This is a genomic window from Hyalangium sp. (assembly GCF_035629615.1).
Taxonomy (GTDB): domain Bacteria; phylum Myxococcota; class Myxococcia; order Myxococcales; family Myxococcaceae; genus Hyalangium.
This window is the reverse complement of sequence record NZ_DASPHO010000173.1, coordinates 1-16017: the sequence shown is the minus strand read 5'-3', so window position 1 is coordinate 16017 and position 16017 is coordinate 1. Positions and strand designations below refer to the sequence as shown.

At 65.5% G+C, this 16017-nt stretch carries 13 protein-coding genes and 1 pseudogene; 3 read left to right on the top strand and 11 right to left on the bottom strand.

The genetic code is table 11. The annotated features are described in order from the left end of the window. Positions 1–91 precede the first annotated feature (91 nt). The 3 genes from VD972_RS08980 to VD972_RS08970 form a co-directional block, all read right to left on the bottom strand. A complete protein-coding gene (locus VD972_RS08980) occupies positions 92–1270 on the bottom strand; it encodes a serine/threonine-protein kinase (protein ID WP_324983847.1) in 1179 nt (392 codons plus the stop codon). 159 nt (positions 1271–1429) lie between these two features. Further along, positions 1430–3232, bottom strand: coding sequence for a serine/threonine protein kinase (locus VD972_RS08975; RefSeq protein ID WP_324983844.1), 1803 nt, complete (start codon positions 3230–3232; stop codon positions 1430–1432). 24 nt (positions 3233–3256) lie between these two features. After that, positions 3257–4153 carry a DUF2381 family protein gene (locus VD972_RS08970; RefSeq protein WP_324983841.1) on the bottom strand — a complete coding sequence of 299 codons (897 nt, stop codon included), beginning with the start codon at positions 4151–4153 and terminating at the stop codon, positions 3257–3259. 473 nt (positions 4154–4626) lie between these two features. On the opposite strand from VD972_RS08970, the gene VD972_RS08965 reads away from it, so the two are divergent. Both VD972_RS08965 and VD972_RS08960 read left to right on the top strand, forming a co-directional pair. Next, on the top strand, positions 4627–5412 hold the full coding sequence (locus VD972_RS08965) for a trypsin-like serine protease (protein ID WP_324983839.1): 786 nt from the start codon (positions 4627–4629) through the stop codon (positions 5410–5412). A gap of 19 nt (positions 5413–5431) precedes the next feature. Next, positions 5432–6466, top strand: coding sequence for a trypsin-like serine protease (locus tag VD972_RS08960; protein ID WP_324983837.1), 1035 nt, complete (start codon positions 5432–5434; stop codon positions 6464–6466). Between the two features lie 60 nt (positions 6467–6526). On the opposite strand, the gene VD972_RS08955 is transcribed toward VD972_RS08960, so the two are convergent. The 8 genes and pseudogenes from VD972_RS08955 to VD972_RS08925 all read right to left on the bottom strand — a co-directional run bounded on the left by VD972_RS08955 (position 6527) and on the right by VD972_RS08925 (position 15159). Continuing rightward, a complete protein-coding gene (locus VD972_RS08955; protein ID WP_324983835.1) occupies positions 6527–8311 on the bottom strand; it encodes an effector-associated domain EAD1-containing protein in 1785 nt (594 codons plus the stop codon). A gap of 366 nt (positions 8312–8677) precedes the next feature. After that, a pseudogene (locus VD972_RS45445) lies at positions 8678–8968 on the bottom strand (hypothetical protein); the annotation flags it as partial. Next, entirely contained in the window at positions 8968–9798 is an 831-nt protein-coding gene (locus tag VD972_RS08950) for a hypothetical protein (RefSeq protein WP_324983849.1), read from the bottom strand. The pseudogene VD972_RS45445 and the gene VD972_RS08950, both read right to left, overlap by 1 nt. 4 nt (positions 9799–9802) lie before the next feature. Beyond that, positions 9803–10633 carry a TRAFAC clade GTPase domain-containing protein gene (locus VD972_RS08945; RefSeq protein WP_324983833.1) on the bottom strand — a complete coding sequence of 277 codons (831 nt, stop codon included), beginning with the start codon at positions 10631–10633 and terminating at the stop codon, positions 9803–9805. A gap of 125 nt (positions 10634–10758) precedes the next feature. Beyond that, the gene (locus tag VD972_RS08940; protein ID WP_324983831.1) at positions 10759–12081 is read right to left on the bottom strand and encodes a GTPase-associated system all-helical protein GASH; all 1323 of its coding nucleotides are present in this window, start codon (positions 12079–12081) and stop codon (positions 10759–10761) included. 43 nt (positions 12082–12124) lie between these two features. Beyond that, positions 12125–13894, bottom strand: coding sequence for an effector-associated domain EAD1-containing protein (locus VD972_RS08935; protein ID WP_324983827.1), 1770 nt, complete (start codon positions 13892–13894; stop codon positions 12125–12127). A gap of 66 nt (positions 13895–13960) precedes the next feature. Then, positions 13961–14236: a hypothetical protein gene (locus VD972_RS08930; protein ID WP_324983825.1), complete on the bottom strand. Its 276-nt coding sequence runs from the start codon at positions 14234–14236 to the stop codon at positions 13961–13963. 5 nt (positions 14237–14241) lie between these two features. Continuing rightward, positions 14242–15159: a DUF3396 domain-containing protein gene (locus VD972_RS08925; RefSeq protein ID WP_324983823.1), complete on the bottom strand. Its 918-nt coding sequence runs from the start codon at positions 15157–15159 to the stop codon at positions 14242–14244. A 115-nt stretch (positions 15160–15274) separates the two neighbouring features. On the opposite strand from VD972_RS08925, the gene VD972_RS08920 reads away from it, so the two are divergent. Continuing rightward, on the top strand, positions 15275–16017 hold a 743-nt coding region (locus VD972_RS08920), incomplete at its 3' end, for a J domain-containing protein (protein ID WP_324983820.1).

Here is a 16017-nt window from a genome sequence, read left to right as displayed (position 1 = left end):
GCTCTTGCTTCTTGGGCACAGACACTCCGGCCCGCCCAGCGGGAGCGGGGCAGGAGACAAGGAGGAGCAGGGGCGGCGGCGGTACCTGGCCTCAGGTGCGGCCGGACTCGGTGGTGATGACTTCGGCAGGCAGGGGGAGGCAGTCCGGAAAGACTCCTGGCTCCACGGCCGTGACGAGCTCCTGCTTCGTGCGGGCCTCGGCCAGGGAGCCACGGGCTTCCGTGGCCGCTTCGGCGGCGCCGTACCTCTGCCCGGACGCGGCGAGACACGCGCGCAGGTCCGCTTCCAGCTCGGCCGCGGTCGCATAGCGCGCGGCGGGCTCTCTCTGGAGCAGGCGCTGGAGGATACCGCGGAGGGGCTCGGTCAGCCGCCCTGTTAGCCACGCCACCTCTGCCGGGCTGTAGGTGGCGGCACGGAGGATGAGGTCGTCCACTTCGTCCGGCAGCTCCGCCTCCACGGCCGTGACGAGCGCGCCGAGCACCTGCTCCTGGAGGGGCAGGGTGAGCGTCCCCGGCAGCGCCTCCCAGTCCGCCGAGTCCAGGTTGTAGAGGTGGTTCCAGGTGGCCAGCTCCAGCAGCACCAGGCCCAGTGAGAAGAGATCCGAGCGCGCATCCATGCCTCCGCCGAGCAGGGACTCGGGCGAGGCGAAGTAGACGCTGCCCCTGGGGCGCGGCAGGGTGGTGGGCCGGCGGCCTGGGAGTCGAGAGCGGGCGAGGCCGAAGTCCGTCAGCATCACCTCGCCGAGCGGGCCCAGGATGATGCTCGTGGGGTTGATGTCGCGGTGGAGGATGGACAGCGCCTGGCCCTGCTCGTCCACGCGCGTGTGGGCGTGGTGCAAGGCGCTGGCCACCTGCGCGCCCACGTGGAGGACGAAGGCCTCGGAGAAGCGGGTGCCGCGCATCATGGCGGTGGTGAGGAGCGTGTTGAGGCTCCAGCCCTCCACGAAGTCCAGGATGACGAAGAGGTTGTCCCGGGTCTCATGGCGCCCGTGGACCCGCGCGATGCCCGGGTGCTGGAGGTACGCGGCCAGGCGGACCTCCTCCTCGAGGCGCGCGCGGATGAGCTCCCGCGTGGCGGCGTCCACCTCGGTGAGAGGCAGGCGCTTCACCACCACCTGGCGGCCAATGGAGCGGGAGGTGCGCTCGCGCGCGAGCACCGTGGCCTCGCCATGGTGGCTGGTCTCCAGCTCCCGGAGGAGCTCGTAGGAGACATCTCCCCGAGAGAAGAGGATGAAGCCCTGGGGGAGCCAGGGACGTGGGGTCTGTGCCATGGGCAGGCGCCTCCCTTGCGCGACGGAGTGTCGCGCGCTGAGGAACCGAAGACTACCTGGAACATAGGCAAAAAGGGAATGACCTGACGGGTTGCACGTTGTACGGGGGGGCGGTGTGCGCGGGGAGCTCCAAAGTGTAAAGAGCGTGTACAGAGGGGCTCAGTGCCAGCGGTCGGTCCAGCAGGCAGGGACCAACCTTCTCATCAGAACCGTGCCCTCTCGCGGGCCGGGGCCTTGCTTCTCCCAACCCACCCCGGCCTCCCCTTCCTCGGTGCAGATCTCCAGACAGATGGGGACGGTCTTGCCGTCCGGCAGGCGGGCGCGGGTGTAATGACCGAAGACCCGATCGCCCGGAGCACTGACCCAGAGGTGCCCCTCCAGCAGGGTGCCTTCGGGCCACGGCCAGGTGCTGCCTGGGCTGCCCCAATATTTCCCGATGATGGGCCCGCTCTCGTAGACACCAGGGTCCGGCTGGGACTCCTGTGTCCAATCCGGTTGAATCCAGGTGGAGTTGCGGCCCCTGGCAGGCATATGGAACTGACCCATCGCCTTTAAAGCTTCCTCGGGGCACGCCCCCGGCTCTGGGCGCAGGTGGACGGTGGCGCAGCCAGCCTTCAGGAAGGCGAGCGCGCCAATCAGCGCGGTGCACTGTTTGAAGCTCGGCTTGGGACGGGCGAGGGGGAACGCTGGCTGGGGATTCCGGGCCGGCGTGAGGGGGGCAGAGGCTTCTGGGGTACTCCGAGAGAGGTTCACGGCGTTGTTCTCCTTCTGCGAGGGAGGGGAAGTAGACCCCGGCAGGCTCCGCTGAGGCATGGGGGAGGCGGGTGGCTCCACCACGACGTCCCCACCCCGCACGAGGGGTTGCTCCTGGAGGGCGGGTTCCGCTTGGACGGGCTGTGGCTCCGCGTCACGCCAGCGCGCGCTGGACACGATGGCCCCCAGGAGCAGGGCCAGCACTCCGGCTCCTATGAGGGCTGAGGCCCGCCGCCAGCGCTGGCCCGAGCGGGCCTTGGGGGCAGCGATGGCCGTCGCGCGCCGGGCTGACGGCGGATACACCAATGCGTCCCAGCCCTCGCCCGGATCCGCCTTCAGCTCCCCCAGCATGCGGCGCACGGCGCCAGCGTCCGGTGGCCGTACCCGGGGATCCGGATTCAGCAGGGCCATGGTCAGGTCACTCAAGGCAGGCGGTACGCGTGGGTTCACCTTGGCGGGTGAGGGCACTGGCAGCACATTGCTGTTGAGCGGCTGGCGTGGATGCCTCCCGGTGGGCAGCGGGTCCGTCAGCAGGTCATATAGGGTTGCGCCGAGCGCGAAGAGCTCATCCGTCACCTGGAAGGGGTAGCGCGCCTCCGGCTGGTTGCGGTGCTGGCGCTCGAATGCCAAGGCCTCCGGGCTGCGGTAGCGCCGGGTGCCGGGCGGCAAGGGCCCTTCTGTCAGCTCCTCCGCCAGGGGGTGATCGCCCACGCTGTAGTCGGTGACGATGGGCGCGTTGTCGCTCTTTCGCACCAGGATGTTGGAGGGCTTGATGTCGCGGTGGAAGATGCCGAGCGCGTGCGAGGCCGCCAGCGCGTCAGCCACCGTCTCCACGAGCTTCACCATCTGCCGGAACGTGGGGTGGGCGGCCTCCATCCACTCGGCAAGGGTGGAGCCCACCACCAGGTCCATGATGATGAAGAGGAGGCCCTCCTGCGGATCCGGCCAGCGGCCGTGGCCCCAGACGCGGACGATGTGGGGGTGGTTGAGCAGGGACAGACAGGCCAGCTCGCGGCGGATGCGAGCGTCTGTGCGCGCCGCATCTCCGCTGCTGGCGCGGTGGAGGGCAATCTTGAGGGCGAAGTGCTGGCCCCCCATCTCCACTTGATACACGGCGCCGTAGGAGCCCTGGCCGAGCTTTGCCACCACACGCCAGCCGTGGATGAGCGTACCCGGTGGGAGATGCATGGGGTCCAGCTTCGAGTCCATGGGTGGCCGTGCCTCGGAACGCGTCTAATCGAGATTGATTTCAAGTGCGGACAGGCAGCGCTCTTCCGTGCTGTCACACAGCGTCAGGTCATGCTTCGCGCCCAGCACGTGGGGAGCGCCGGGGACGGGCAACTTCAGCTCGAGGGCGATGCGCGCTGTCGCTCCAGGGGCCAAGCCTGTCCGTGAAGGAAACACCACCTGCACCGGAATGGGCGGGTGAGTGCCGAACGTGAGGCGTGCGCGAGCAGGTGTCCAGAGCGCCGTGCCCCTGTTTTCTACCTGTACGGTCAGCACGACCCATCTGCCCAAGCGGTACTTCACTCCAGCATGAGCATGGAGCATGGCTGTGCTCGCCCATGCGAAGGACGTCTTCGAGAACTCTCCATTCATGTCACCGGCCAGCGCCAGGAGGGCCGGTCCGTGGGTCGCGCATGTTTCCTGGAACTGCCGCTCCAGCTCCTGGCTCTGGGCCTCGCAGCGGGCGCGCGTGGCGGCCAGGTCAAGCTCGCACGTCTCAGCGGAGCGCTCCGGGAGGGTGAAGTCCACCCGTGTATCCACCTCGGTGGGGTGGGGGACGAGGAGGAGCACCGCTTCGCGGCCGTCCGCGAACGTGACGTGAAGGGCCAGGCGTTCGGTGGGCGCCAGCTCCAGAGCGGGCTCGAGGTAGATGGCACGCTCGCCCACGTCCAGGCGGGTGAAGCGCTCGCGGCCCTCCACCTGGACGCGTGCGAGGGCGGCGTTGAAGGAGAGGGAGGTGAGCACGCCGGCAGCCAGGCGCACATGGCTCACCGGATCGGCAGGGGCCCGGAGGAGGGAGGCCTGCCGCTCCTTCTTCTCGCGCGGTGGGCGTGGCTGGGCCGTCGAAGCGGTCGCCCAGAGCAGGACCGTGCACACGAGCAGCGCCGTACCAGGTAGGGACATTCAGGGAGAACCTCTGGGGTCCAGCCTACCAGAACAGCCGGCGCGCTTGTGCGGCGCGGGACTGCCAGAGCCAGCGAGCCATCGTTGCGGTGGCGTCGCCCAGTTCACCCAGGACGTGCTGGCTGAGGAAGATCCACTCAAGCGCCATGGTTCCGGCCTCGCAGCGGTGAGTGATAGTCTGAGCGCATGTCCCTCAGAAGCAGGTAACCCTCCGGAATCACGCCAGAAGCCCGTCGTTCTGAACGTTCCACACCCAAATGATCAGCCGCCAGATCTGGTCTCTTCTGCTGCTGTCAGTAGCACTGCTCATCATCTCTGGAGGTTGCTCCGAGGATGCACGTGCCCCGGCAAGCCATCCGCAAGCAGCCGCTGTGGCCGAGCGTGCGAAGTCTGATGAGCGAGGGATGCACAATGGGGGTGCGCTCCCTGGAGGCGTGTTGTTGCCACTGGAACTACCTCAAGAGACCCCACTGGTGGGAGAGAAGGACGTCGAAAATCGCTACTCCTCGGCGGTCATCGTCAAGGCCGAGGTAGCGCCTGGAAGCGAGCGCCACTGCAGCGGTGTGCTCCTCTCGCCGCGCCTCGTCCTGACGGCGGGGCATTGTGTGTGTCAGGAGCGGATGACGGCTTCACCCGCGGGCGAGGAGCAGGGCCTCATGGATGCTTCCTCCTGCGCGAAGATGGCGACAGTGGCTACGGTGATGCTCGGCCTGCCGCCCGAAGGAGTGGGTGACTTTGAGGAGTATGACAAAGCCATTCGGCACTATCAGGGGGAGGTCAGTCCTCATCCTGAGTTCAAGATCTCGCTGAACAGCGAGGGGCTTGCCACTTCAAGCCATGCCAACCTCGCAGTCATTCGCCTGAATAAGCCTGTGGAAGGCCGGTTTCCAGCGGCTCGGCTGGCCGACACCGAAGTCAGGCCCAACGAATCCATCATCATGGTTGGCTACGGTCACGGAGGAAGCACGGGGGACAACTATGGGGTTCGTCTCTTCGGCGTTGCGAAGGTCATGAAAGCGACCGGGCCCGGGAACGAACGGGTGATGTGGGAGCACTTGCGCCCCAACGCCTTCGGTGGTGATGGAGGGGGACCGTGCTTTCGTCGGCTCGCGAGAAGCGGGGAGCTGGTCGGTATTTCGGTCAAGGGACTCGGCGGACAGACCGCCTTCACGAGCACCTACGCTTACCGGGGCTGGCTTCTCTCGGAGATCAATCGTGCGGGGAGAGTAGAGCCGGTGACACCCTCGTCAGGAGAATAACGCTTTCGCTGGACACGGTATGCGCCACCATCAGAGGCTTTTTATCCAGATCCTGTCGTCTGCTGCATTGCTGAGCGTTCTCGGAGGCTGCTTCGCCCGCACTTCCGTGGAGGGGCCGCCCGCGCCGAGGCGGCTGACCGTGGGACCTGGCAAGCCGGACGTCGCGAATCGCCACCTGTCGAGTGTCATGATCAAGGCCTCGGTGGAGCAACGCGACAGGAGCATTTGCAGCGGTGTGCTGATCAGCCCAAGTCTGGTGCTAACAGCGGGGCATTGTGTCTGCAAGAACGGTCGACGGGTGCAGGGTCCCAACGGCGAGGAGCGACTGGTCTTCAACGGTTCTTCGTGCCAACAACGCGTGATCGTGAAGACCTATGTCTACAACCCTGAGCAGGAGAACTTGGATAAGATAAACGACCCTGATGACTATGACGCGCTGACCAGACATTACACAGGAAGAGTCCAGCCGCACCCCCGGTTCGAGGTGACCTTGATCGGATCCGGTTCCGCTGCTGCGGGCACCGAGCGAAGGCTGGACGACTACTACGTGGAATCAGTGAGAGCGGATCTGGCGCTTGTGTTTTTGACAAAGGACGTAGACGCCAAAATCCCTATCGCCGAGTTGCCTGATGATGAGGTGCCGGTGGGTACGCGTGTCGAGCTGGTGGGATATGGCGTGGGTTATGGTCAGCAAAAGCCGGGCGAGCAAATGATCGAGCTTCGCCGCGTCGGTGACAACAAGGTCAAGGACAAGAAGGAGTTGGTTCAGTCTGAGGCGTTGAAGGGTGTATTGGCGGACGCGGAGAAAATCGTTTTCGACCGAACGGGTGCGCTCGCGCTCGGAGGTGACAGCGGTGGTCCGTGCCTCCAGATGAAGAGAAATGCCAAGGGTGCGGTCGTCTTCAGCCTCGTGGGGATTGCATCATGGTCCACTGCGAATGAGTCCATCTTCACGAGCGTCTATCAGCACAGGGAGTGGTTGGGAGAGCGAAAGAGGTGCAGTCGGAATGAAGCATGCCGCTCGAGAGTCATCGAACAAAGCGAGACGCATTGAGCGCGCATCAGGCTCGCGCTCTCACGCAACCTTGTGAAGCGGCTGGGCACCGGGCACCGTTTACCCATTCCTTGTCAAAGCGCGTTCCAGTTCACGCAGCTCCTTTTCTAGTTCACGCAGCTCTTCATTGTAGGGTCGGTCAATGAGCAACTCTCGAACTAGCGCGAGGAGACCGCCCTTGAGTGTCCCTTTTTGCGCCAGAGTGGCGGCCTCTCGCCAACGAACGTCCGGAGCCCCCGAACTCTTCAGATGCTTGCGTTCTCCGCCTGCCCGCTCCCAAATGTCCTCCAGCCGATCATCCGCGAGATTTGCCCCCAGTTCTGCAACCCGGAGAACGACCGGCCCGATATTCAACTCAGGGGAGCGGCTGCCGGTTCCACCCCAGGAGAGCAGCCATCTCTGCCAACTGGAGAGCAATGATTGACAGGCATCTGCTGCGGGTCGAAGTTCTGGGGACCGCTTGCTCAGTTCGTATAGGTCACTAGCCACGTGCTTCCATCCTCTAGCACGCACGGCTTGTCCCAGCGCGACGGCAACAGGAGCCCACTCCGAGGGCTTCGGGCGGAATATCCAGCGGCGAGCCTCCTGCTCATCTAGCCGCACGTCCCAATTGAGCAACACCGCAAGCACCCGCGCTGAGAGGAGGGTGGTGCGCGCCCTGCTGACGACAGCGTCGAGGAGTAGAGGCTCTGGTAGGGAAACGGCATGTCCCTCCTCGCAGAGCTTCACAAGGGCCGAGGCGACCCAGGGGAGCAGTGCAGTTCGTCCACCTGCGCTCAAGGACGTCCAAAGCACTGCCCGCTCGGGGTGCCTGAGGGCAGCATCCGCTAGCCCCTCCGCGAGCGCTACAACGAGACTCTGGGGTTCGTCTCCGTCGAGGATGGCGTCGAGGAGTCCGCGCCCCAATGCCTCGCGGTTCGCGTCCGGAGGCCATGTCGAGCCTCCTTCCGCTACGTGTGCTGACCACAACGTCCTCCATCCAGGATGCTTGGCGTCCAATGGCCGTATCAACTCAGGCTCTCGCGCCGTTCTCCTCCCGAGGAGTTTCGTGAGTTGGGCGTCTTGGGTCGAAACCGCCTCTTCGACAACGGCGGGTCCCGGCAGGCGTTCAACCAGGAGGACCAATCCGGCAAGCGGCTCTCCGGGAAAGGCCCGCTGCGCTTGGAGTGCCTCACGCGCCGCCAGTTCTTGCATCGCAGCCCAGGCATGCAGCCTGGACCACCTTCGCTCTGCTGCTTGCTGCCGTAGTTGTTGCACCGCGATCTTCGGCATCTCCACACCGGAGGTCATCTCGAGCAAACGCTTCTCGACTCCATCGTTCGCAGGAAGAAGAGTTCGCAGTGCCTCCACAGCGCCTGGGAGCCCAAGCCAAAGCAGCGCGGCCTTTGCCCATCGGGGTTCGGAACTGACCATGCCCTCGGAGAGCGCCGCATTCATCGCCCGGCGCCACCAATGCTCCGCTCGGCCCGGTGACAGCATCTCCAGGAATGTCGGTACCTCTTCCAAAGGAAGACGTGGGGCGTGGCGGCCGATCCAGTCCTTGATGGCTTTCTCGGGGGGGCCTCCCGCCGGTAGCTTGGCAGGGTCGAGGTTCGCGAGGGACAGTACAAAACTCGGCGACGCGGCTGCGAATCCGCGCTCCAAGACTCCCAATGCCTCTTCCTTCAGCGCTGCCGCGGCATCCTGCGCCGGTGCCACGAGCACCAGGGTCCTTAGCAGTTCCAGCGCGCGGTCCGCCTGGGGATCCGTACGCAGGCGCTCCAGCCTGTCTGCGGCGCGCGCAACTCGACGGAGTCCCGCAAACTCGGCTGGCAATGAAGGGCAGGCCGCAAGGACTTCATTCAAGGTCGTATCCGCCTCGCCTACCAGCCAGCGAGCCGCCCGGCTGAACTGCGTCAGGCTTGGCGGAACGGCGATCACTCGGTGCTCTGACCACTGTGGTGCCCGCTCTGAAGGCACCCCGAACATCCAAGGCGGGGCGACCGAATCGCCGCCCTGGGGTGGGCTGACAGCTACCCGCGCCGAAAGGGCCCGCCGGGCCGCGGGCCAGAGCCGAGCCCAAAGGGCGGCAATCACTCCTGGCCATGCGTCCAAGTCCCGCACGATGGGTCGTCCGGTGTCCGAGGACAAGAGCGCCTCGGCGACGGCGCCTAGCATCTCGGCAGAAGGAGGACGAATCGGGCCTCGCCCACCGAGTGACTCCATTACGGGACGCAGATCAGCCACTGACGCGATCTCATCCAGGCGCCACACCGCAACATCGCTGCGCACCATTCCAGCACGGCGCGCTTGATCGTCCGGCTCAGTCCACCAGAGGGCCCACCAGCCCTCGATAGGGCCGCATCCCACGGAGGGCCACCAGCGATCCCCGGGGGCGTAGGTTCCAGGGGGCTTGTCTGTCAATCCCAGCAACTCCACCGGCAGCGGGGCCGGGTGGCCCTCCCACTCCAGCAGTGCATGCATGTTGTCCCGAGCACCGTAGCGCGCTCGAAGCGGGCCCATCACCAGCCCCTCAGCAGCCACGCCAGAGGCTTGCTCAGGTCTGGATCCTTGGGGCCTCCCTCGGGCGGAACGACCCAGCCTTGGAACTCCGGCCCGTTGTCGATAAACTGCTCATCGGCGCTGTCTCGCTCCAACAGTCGCCCGAGCGCTGAGAGACCCCAGATGCTCACGGACTCGGGGGCCCAGGTATTGTCGATGAATGAGGACACCAGAGGCAAGCTCCTCGCAAACACTTCTCGCGGCGCAATACCGTCGGCCCCGAGTTCGTCGTAGCAGGACAAGAGCACGGCAAGGCGCGGCCGGCGGAGGCGCATGACCGAGCCCAGCTCAGCGACATGCAGGAGGATCTGCAGCAATTCCACCCACTCCGCATTGGCGTCCCAGGACTTCGCCCGCACGGCACTTTTCCTCGGTTCATCCGAGCGCTTGACAAGCTCCGCAAGGGCGTCGGGGTAGGCTGTCTCGATCTTGAGCCGAATGAGCAGCACCCAGCCCTCCGCGGTGATGAGTCGTGACCGCCAGGATTCCGGCACTGCTCGCTGGTCGAACACCGAGCGCAGTTGCTCGCCACCGTAGTCTGGCCAGCGGAGGTCTACGGCATTCCCTTGATCGTTGGCCAGGGGCAACAACACCTCGGCCCATGTGTTCGCCGCCGTGTGCTCAGCCGCGTGCCCGTTCTCCAGACAGCGAAGCACTTCCTCCACGGCACTGAGATCAGGCGGCGTGCCCTGGTCGCTACGAAGCCGCAGCACTCCAGGCCGTCGTTGCAACCGCCCGTAGAGCTGACCCGCGAAGTGGGTCTTCCCGCTGTTCGGACCACCGAGGAGCATCAACTCAGGAGCGTGCATGAACACCCCGAAAGGCTGCGAAGGGCTCGTGGCTCAGGATCGGATCCGCCAGAGGAGCCGCCAGCGGTGGTGTCCACGCGGGGAGTAGCACCGTCTCCAGCGCCAGGACCAGGGACTCGGGACGCTCGGTGCTCGTGCTCACCTCGGAGGCATGAGGAATGCGCTCGGCCAGCGCGCGACGGATGGCACTGCGGATGGCCTGGGGAGGCTCCTGGTCCCCTTTGGCCCAGACCAGCACGGTAGGCCTGAGGCCGACGTGGTTCCCCAATCGCTCCACGAGTTCGCGAACACCTCTCCGAGCTTCGCCACGTTCGGGACCCGACAAGCGTTGGCAATCCGCAAGCAGAAGGAATGCGTCCGCGTGCTGCACTATCCAGCGAGCGCCACTCGCCTCTGGTGCATTTTCCTTTGTGGCCCAACGGGTGAACCACTCTCCTGGGGCGTCGGTTAGCAGCACGTCGCGGAGCTCATCTTGCTGACCTCTGAGCGCAAGGTGGAGCAGCCCCGGGACTCGGCTGATGCCGCGGGGAGTGTGCGGCGGGAAGGACGGAGGCCGGGCCGCATCGTCGAACCGTGTCCACGCCGCCAGGGACTCCCACGCACCCAGGGTACGAGATCCTGCGAACCGCGCGCCCGCGAGCCCGTGGCCCCGGACGAGTTGCAAGTAGTTGCCGGTGAGCAGCGTAGTCTTGCCCGCGTCATGTGCGCCCAACACACCGATCAGGATTGAGCGGCCTCGCGGGACCAAGTTGGTGAGATCGGCCAGTCCCAGCGCGCTACCTGACCAGGGAACCCGCGATGACGTTGGAGGAGGCATTGGATCAGCAGGCTCGGGAGCCGACGGACCCTTCGACCACGACGTACACTCTGCAAGATCGCGCTTTCCCAGAGTGCAGGCTTCGCCATCATCTGCGTAACAGGCCGCGTTTGAGCAACGCCGATTCATTGGGCCCTCGCCGCGATCCGCACCGCCTGCTCCTGCCGGAAGAGGGCTTGGGCCAGCGCCGAGAGACTCACCGCAGCATCCTCGCTCAGCCCAGCGCGCCGCATCGCTTCGGTGACGTCCCACTCACGGTCTCCGAGGGCCAGCACGATCAGGTCGCGCAGACTCAAGCGGCCCTCGACCACCGCAGGACCGAGGCCAACCAACCAGCCCTTGGGGAGTCGGCCGCGGGCTTCGCGGAGCGCGCCAAGTGTCTTTGACAGCGGGGGCCGCTGGTCGAAGGCTGCTGCAGGTAGCCTGTGGACCGCTTCGGCCAGCAGATAGCCGACGCTCGCGGGCGAGGGTATCGACACCTCGTTGAGAAGATCGATTGCCATCACCACTGCGGCGAGCGATGGCGTTAACTCCCGGTAACTGCAGCGCAGTGAGCGTGAATACAGTGCCTCGAACCACCACAACGCGTTCAGACGGAGCTGCTCAGCCTGCTTGCGGGCTTCGCTGGTTATCAGTGCACCCTGAAGCCATTGCTGCTGCTGCGTCAAGGCTGTGGTTACGGCCTTGATCAACTCGGCCTGCGATGCATGGAACTGCTTCATGGCCTCTGACTGGTTCTTGCCAACGTTGGCGGCGAGGGCGTCTAGCTCGTCGGCGAGCACCGCATTCATTCGATCAGCGAACTCCCAGGCCCACTCCTGCGGTTGCCTCGTCGAATGAGGGTTCGGATTTGGCACCTGTTGGCTCTTGTAGTTTGGGCCAGCCGTCGCCGCGATCCGCAGTAGCAGAGTTTCACGATTCACTTTGGGTGGCGCCGTGCCCGCCACCGAGGCTGGAACTGCCACCTGAGGCGCGGTCTGTCGTTCGTTAGCCGGCATCTTGGGAACCGCTAGAGCCACGTCCTCTGTCCGAACTGCCAGTATCTCCAGCGCACGGCGCACCGACGTTTCCTCCTTGCCTAGGTGCACCAGCGGCAGTGTGTCGGCCGCAGTCAGCCAGAGGATCGCGGCGTTAACCCCCTCGCCTGCTTGAACGCAGGCGTCGAGCAGGATGGCCCGGAGCAAGCTGACGGGGGTGCTGGTATGCACCGAACTCATGGACTTCCACTCAGCAACCAGTGCTCGTTGAGCCTGCGCGATGGCGGGATCATTCGCCGGCACGTCCGGATCGAGCCCCGCAAGAATGGCCCCAATCAACTTCTGGGGGCTGGCGTGGAGTTCCTTTGCCACGGTCTCCGCGGCCCGCTCCATCTTGACGAAGCGCTCATCATCTCCATCAAGCTTCTCGATGAGACCCGCTGCCAGCAAGTCGATCAGCAGTTGCGCCATCCAAGTCTCCGGGCACCCGCTGGAAGCGGGCGGGAATTCGGGTTCAAGTTGCCTCTAACGCAGCGAGCAGGGCTTCGACCACCGCGGCGGTAGCTACGTTGACGGTACCGCTGAGGGCGCCAGTCTGCATCTCCACCGCCAGCCTACTCAGTATCTCTTGCAACTCGCTCCGACGGGCCGGAGACAAGTGCCCTGCCAAGGCTGGGCAGATTGCCGCGAAGGAGACGTTGCCATCACCCTCCTTCCAGTCCTCAAGCAACTCCAGAGTACCCTTGGTGTGCAGAGGACTTTTCGTGGCCTCAAGCCGTGTAATCAGATTCGCCGCCGCTTCGGCGGTCGTTGGTTGCGCCATCGCCTTCAGGGAGTGGATAAGCACTGAGTTGCGTGGAAGATCCGCCAGCGCCGAGCGCAGCAGTGCCGCAGGACGAGCCGATGCTCCCTGCATGCTCCGGACCCAGAGCCGCTGCCACAGGTCCCGTGGCCGGGAGATGTTCTCGACCTCGCTGGCCTTACCACCGGCTCGTTCCCACACGGCGCGAGCGTCACGCACATCGGGGTACTCCTCAGCGAGGACATGGATAAGGTCAAGGGGCAAGGCTGTCATGGGTATGCTCCTAGTATCCCAGGCAGGAGGGTCCACTGACGGGTGGCCGGTTTGCACCGGAGCAACCGCGGTTTCTGCCTCACCCTTCCCTGGGAGGAGATCTGCCCAATTACGCAGGAAGGCGAGCAGACACTCTGCCGCCGCCCGGGCGGCGAACATCTTGAACCCATCGTCCTTGTCGTCATCAGCGTGATCCATCACGCCCTTCATCACGAGCATGCGGATGTCGGTGAGGTGGGCGATCGCCCCGATGGCGGCGGCCTCCATCTCGACGCCAAGGACCTTCCGCATCGACTCGGACAAGCGATCGAAGATGCGGGGATCGCGGACGACGTCGTTGCCAGTAGCGAGCGGGCCGACACGTGCCCTGAACTCCTCAGGTTTGGGCAGGCCGTCGGGATGGAGCAACTTCTTCTCGTCGATGTACGCACGCCCGTGAGTCGTGAGCGCAAGCCCAGTCTCAGTCACCCGTTTCAGCTTCCGCAGTCGCTCGATGACTTTTGCCCACGACGAGCACCGCGCGGCCCGATCAGGGTGCTTCGCCGGATCCTCGCCTGCGACAAGGCGCTCCATCAGCCAGAGCCCTTGGTCCTCGAGCGTCCGCGGGCGCAGTACCAACCATGGCGCGTCGGCCGGCACCATGAACGACTCCGCCCGCTGCTGCCACACCGCAGGAATGCGGTACGGGCCCGGCTCGCCTTTGAACCGCTCATGGCGAGTGCCATCATTGTCGTACTCCGCAACGATGGCACCGGTATCATAGGTATAGAGGATGCTGCCTACGACGACGTCACCGAGGTTCACCTCGCCCCGACGGCCTGCGCACACGCCGCACATGGCCAGGATCCACGGCTTGTACGCGGTGATGAGCGGCCAGGCAGAGTTTGCGGCCGCGACGCCCCGCATCTCCAACGCCCGTGTCAGGGCGACTCGCATCGGCGCGCCGGTCGCCGCTTGGTAGGTGCGGAAGGCCACCTCGAGGCCGGTCGGGCCAGGGCGCTTGTCCCATGCGTCCAGAGCGCCATCGTCGACCTTCAGTGCCTCGTCATACTCCTCCTTGACTGCGGTGATGATCAGAACGTCGATGCGCGGTGCGGAAGCCCCTGCAATAGCTGTGGGCGCGTCTAGCTCCAAGGCCGGTGTAGCGAGCGTGGGTGCTGCGGTGGGCATGGCCAGAACCTTCGCTAGCGCCGACTCAAGCACGGGCATGTCACTGCTGAACTTGTCGAGGAAGTCGCCCCCATGGCTGCATCGTTGCCACGAACAGAGCAGGGGTCAAGCGGTGATCATCTGGCACATCATCCGGCAGTGACGGTCCGCCTTGGAGAACCTACTCCTCGATGCATCCTCGGGGCGGCAGACCGGTCTTCGCCGGAGGCGTCGGGTCTTTCCCTGCTGTGTCTTCCCGAACTTCCTACGCGGAGCAGTCCTCTTGCCTGGGCCGGCCGAGTGGGACCGCCGGGTGCTTGCTGGCTTCGCTCCAGGCAGGATCTCGAAGTTCTCCTCGAAGAACCTCCGAGCGAAGGTCATCGCGTTCATCAGCGAGTCCACGGGCCTCATGCCGAAGAGAGGAAGCGGCGCTCCCAGCGCTGAGAGTCCTCTCCGCTGAAGCAGGGTATGGGTGGGCGCGGATTGTGGAAGAGCCATGGCTCCAGGATGCGCGCCAGTTCGCGATAGGCGGGGAGGTTGTCGCCGCGCTTGAGATCGCCAGCCTCGGGCCACTGTCCGAGGGTGACGAGGGCCCTTCCATCCTTCAGTTCCTGCACGGTCGTTCCAGGCGAGTGGAGGCTGGAACGGAGCGTGTCAGGGCCGCCTAGCTCGCTGAGCAGAGGCGGGCCAAGGAAGGTGAGCCATGCGGGTCCTCGAAAGCGGGTCCCCAACTTCCAGCCAAGTGTTTCCAGATCGAGCAGGTCGATGCCCGGATAGCGAGAGCAGTACGGAATGATCTCTTCCCCGACGCCCACCACATCGAGTTCACCGTTGAAGGACAGGCCTCCGTACCCAGAGCAGAAAGGCAGGGGAGCCGCCAACTCCAGTGCCAGCTCACGGACGCGAGAGGGACCTTGTGCCTCCAGGAACTCGGTGGGCAGCCAGAAGCTCATGGCGCACGTGGCATCTCGTGTATCGCGTGGCGGGCGGTCGTCGCGATCCTTGCCGTAGTATTCGAAGCGGTACGCTCCTCCGACCTCCAAAGTCTCGTAGAGGCGGACGATGGGCCAGAGGCCCTCCCGCAGCTCGCGTCGCGTCAGCGCCCAACCGGTCTCATCGAGTTCTTGCAGGTCTCCGTTCTCGTCTGCATACCAGCGGAGCGCCTGGGGACCCACCGCACGCACGTAGGTCTCCAAAGAGTGCAGCACTGCGGCGGAGGCTTCGGCGTGAGTGCAGCGCAGGAAGAAGTTGAGGCTCAAGCCCTCGCGGACCATGAGGTGTCCAAAGCCCGCGTCAATCCGGATGTGAGGATAGTGCTCGCTCATGGCAGGACTCCCTGGCCTGGTAGGAGTGGGCTGTAACCTCGGGAACTCATGGCTACGTTTTCCATGCAAGAGGAGAGGTGCACAACACGGGGGCTGTGCGCGTAGGCTCTGGTCCGTGGTCCACGTCCTCTTCTTCTCCGACAGGCAGGTGCGAGACAAGCTCTTCGCGCTCGTGAGCGAGACGCGTGGGCTCGTGCTCGTGAAGGGTGTCCGTCATGGCAAGGACATGCGCCCACCCGAGGAGCGCGAGCCCTTCGACACGCTGGACGCCAGCTTCGGCCACTCCCTCACTCAGATCCTCGTCGCGGACGAAGGCAGCGTCGAGGGCATGTGGCGCGATCCCCTGGGAGATCTCGCCGAGCGGCTCTACCCGAAGAACAGGGAGGAGGCCTACACGGCCGCGAGCAACTACCTGCTGCTCGAGAACGGCCGCCCCCGCGCCGTGGTGCGCAAGCGGGCGACGCCTCGCGAGGACCTCTGGTTCCTTCAGGAGGCGCTCAGTCAGCTCACCTCCCGCATCCCCCCGCCAGACCCCGCGCGCAAGCCGGGACCGCGCCGCGCTCCCGCACCCAAGGCCTCTCGCCGCCCCCCCGCCCCGGACGAGACCCCATCCCGGGGCACACGCGCCTCTTCCTACTCCCAGCCCAGGCCCAGGCCCGAGCCTGAGCCCGAGTTCGAGCCTGAGCCCGAGTCTGAGCTCGAGCCGCCCGATCCCTGGGCAGTGCTCGGCATCGCCCCAGGCACCTCCAAGGACGAGGCGCGGCGGGCCTTCCGCGCGCTCGTGGCGCAGTACCACCCCGACAAGGTCGCGCACCTGGCCCCCGAGTTCCAGGAGCTGGCCGAGCGCAAGACGCGCGA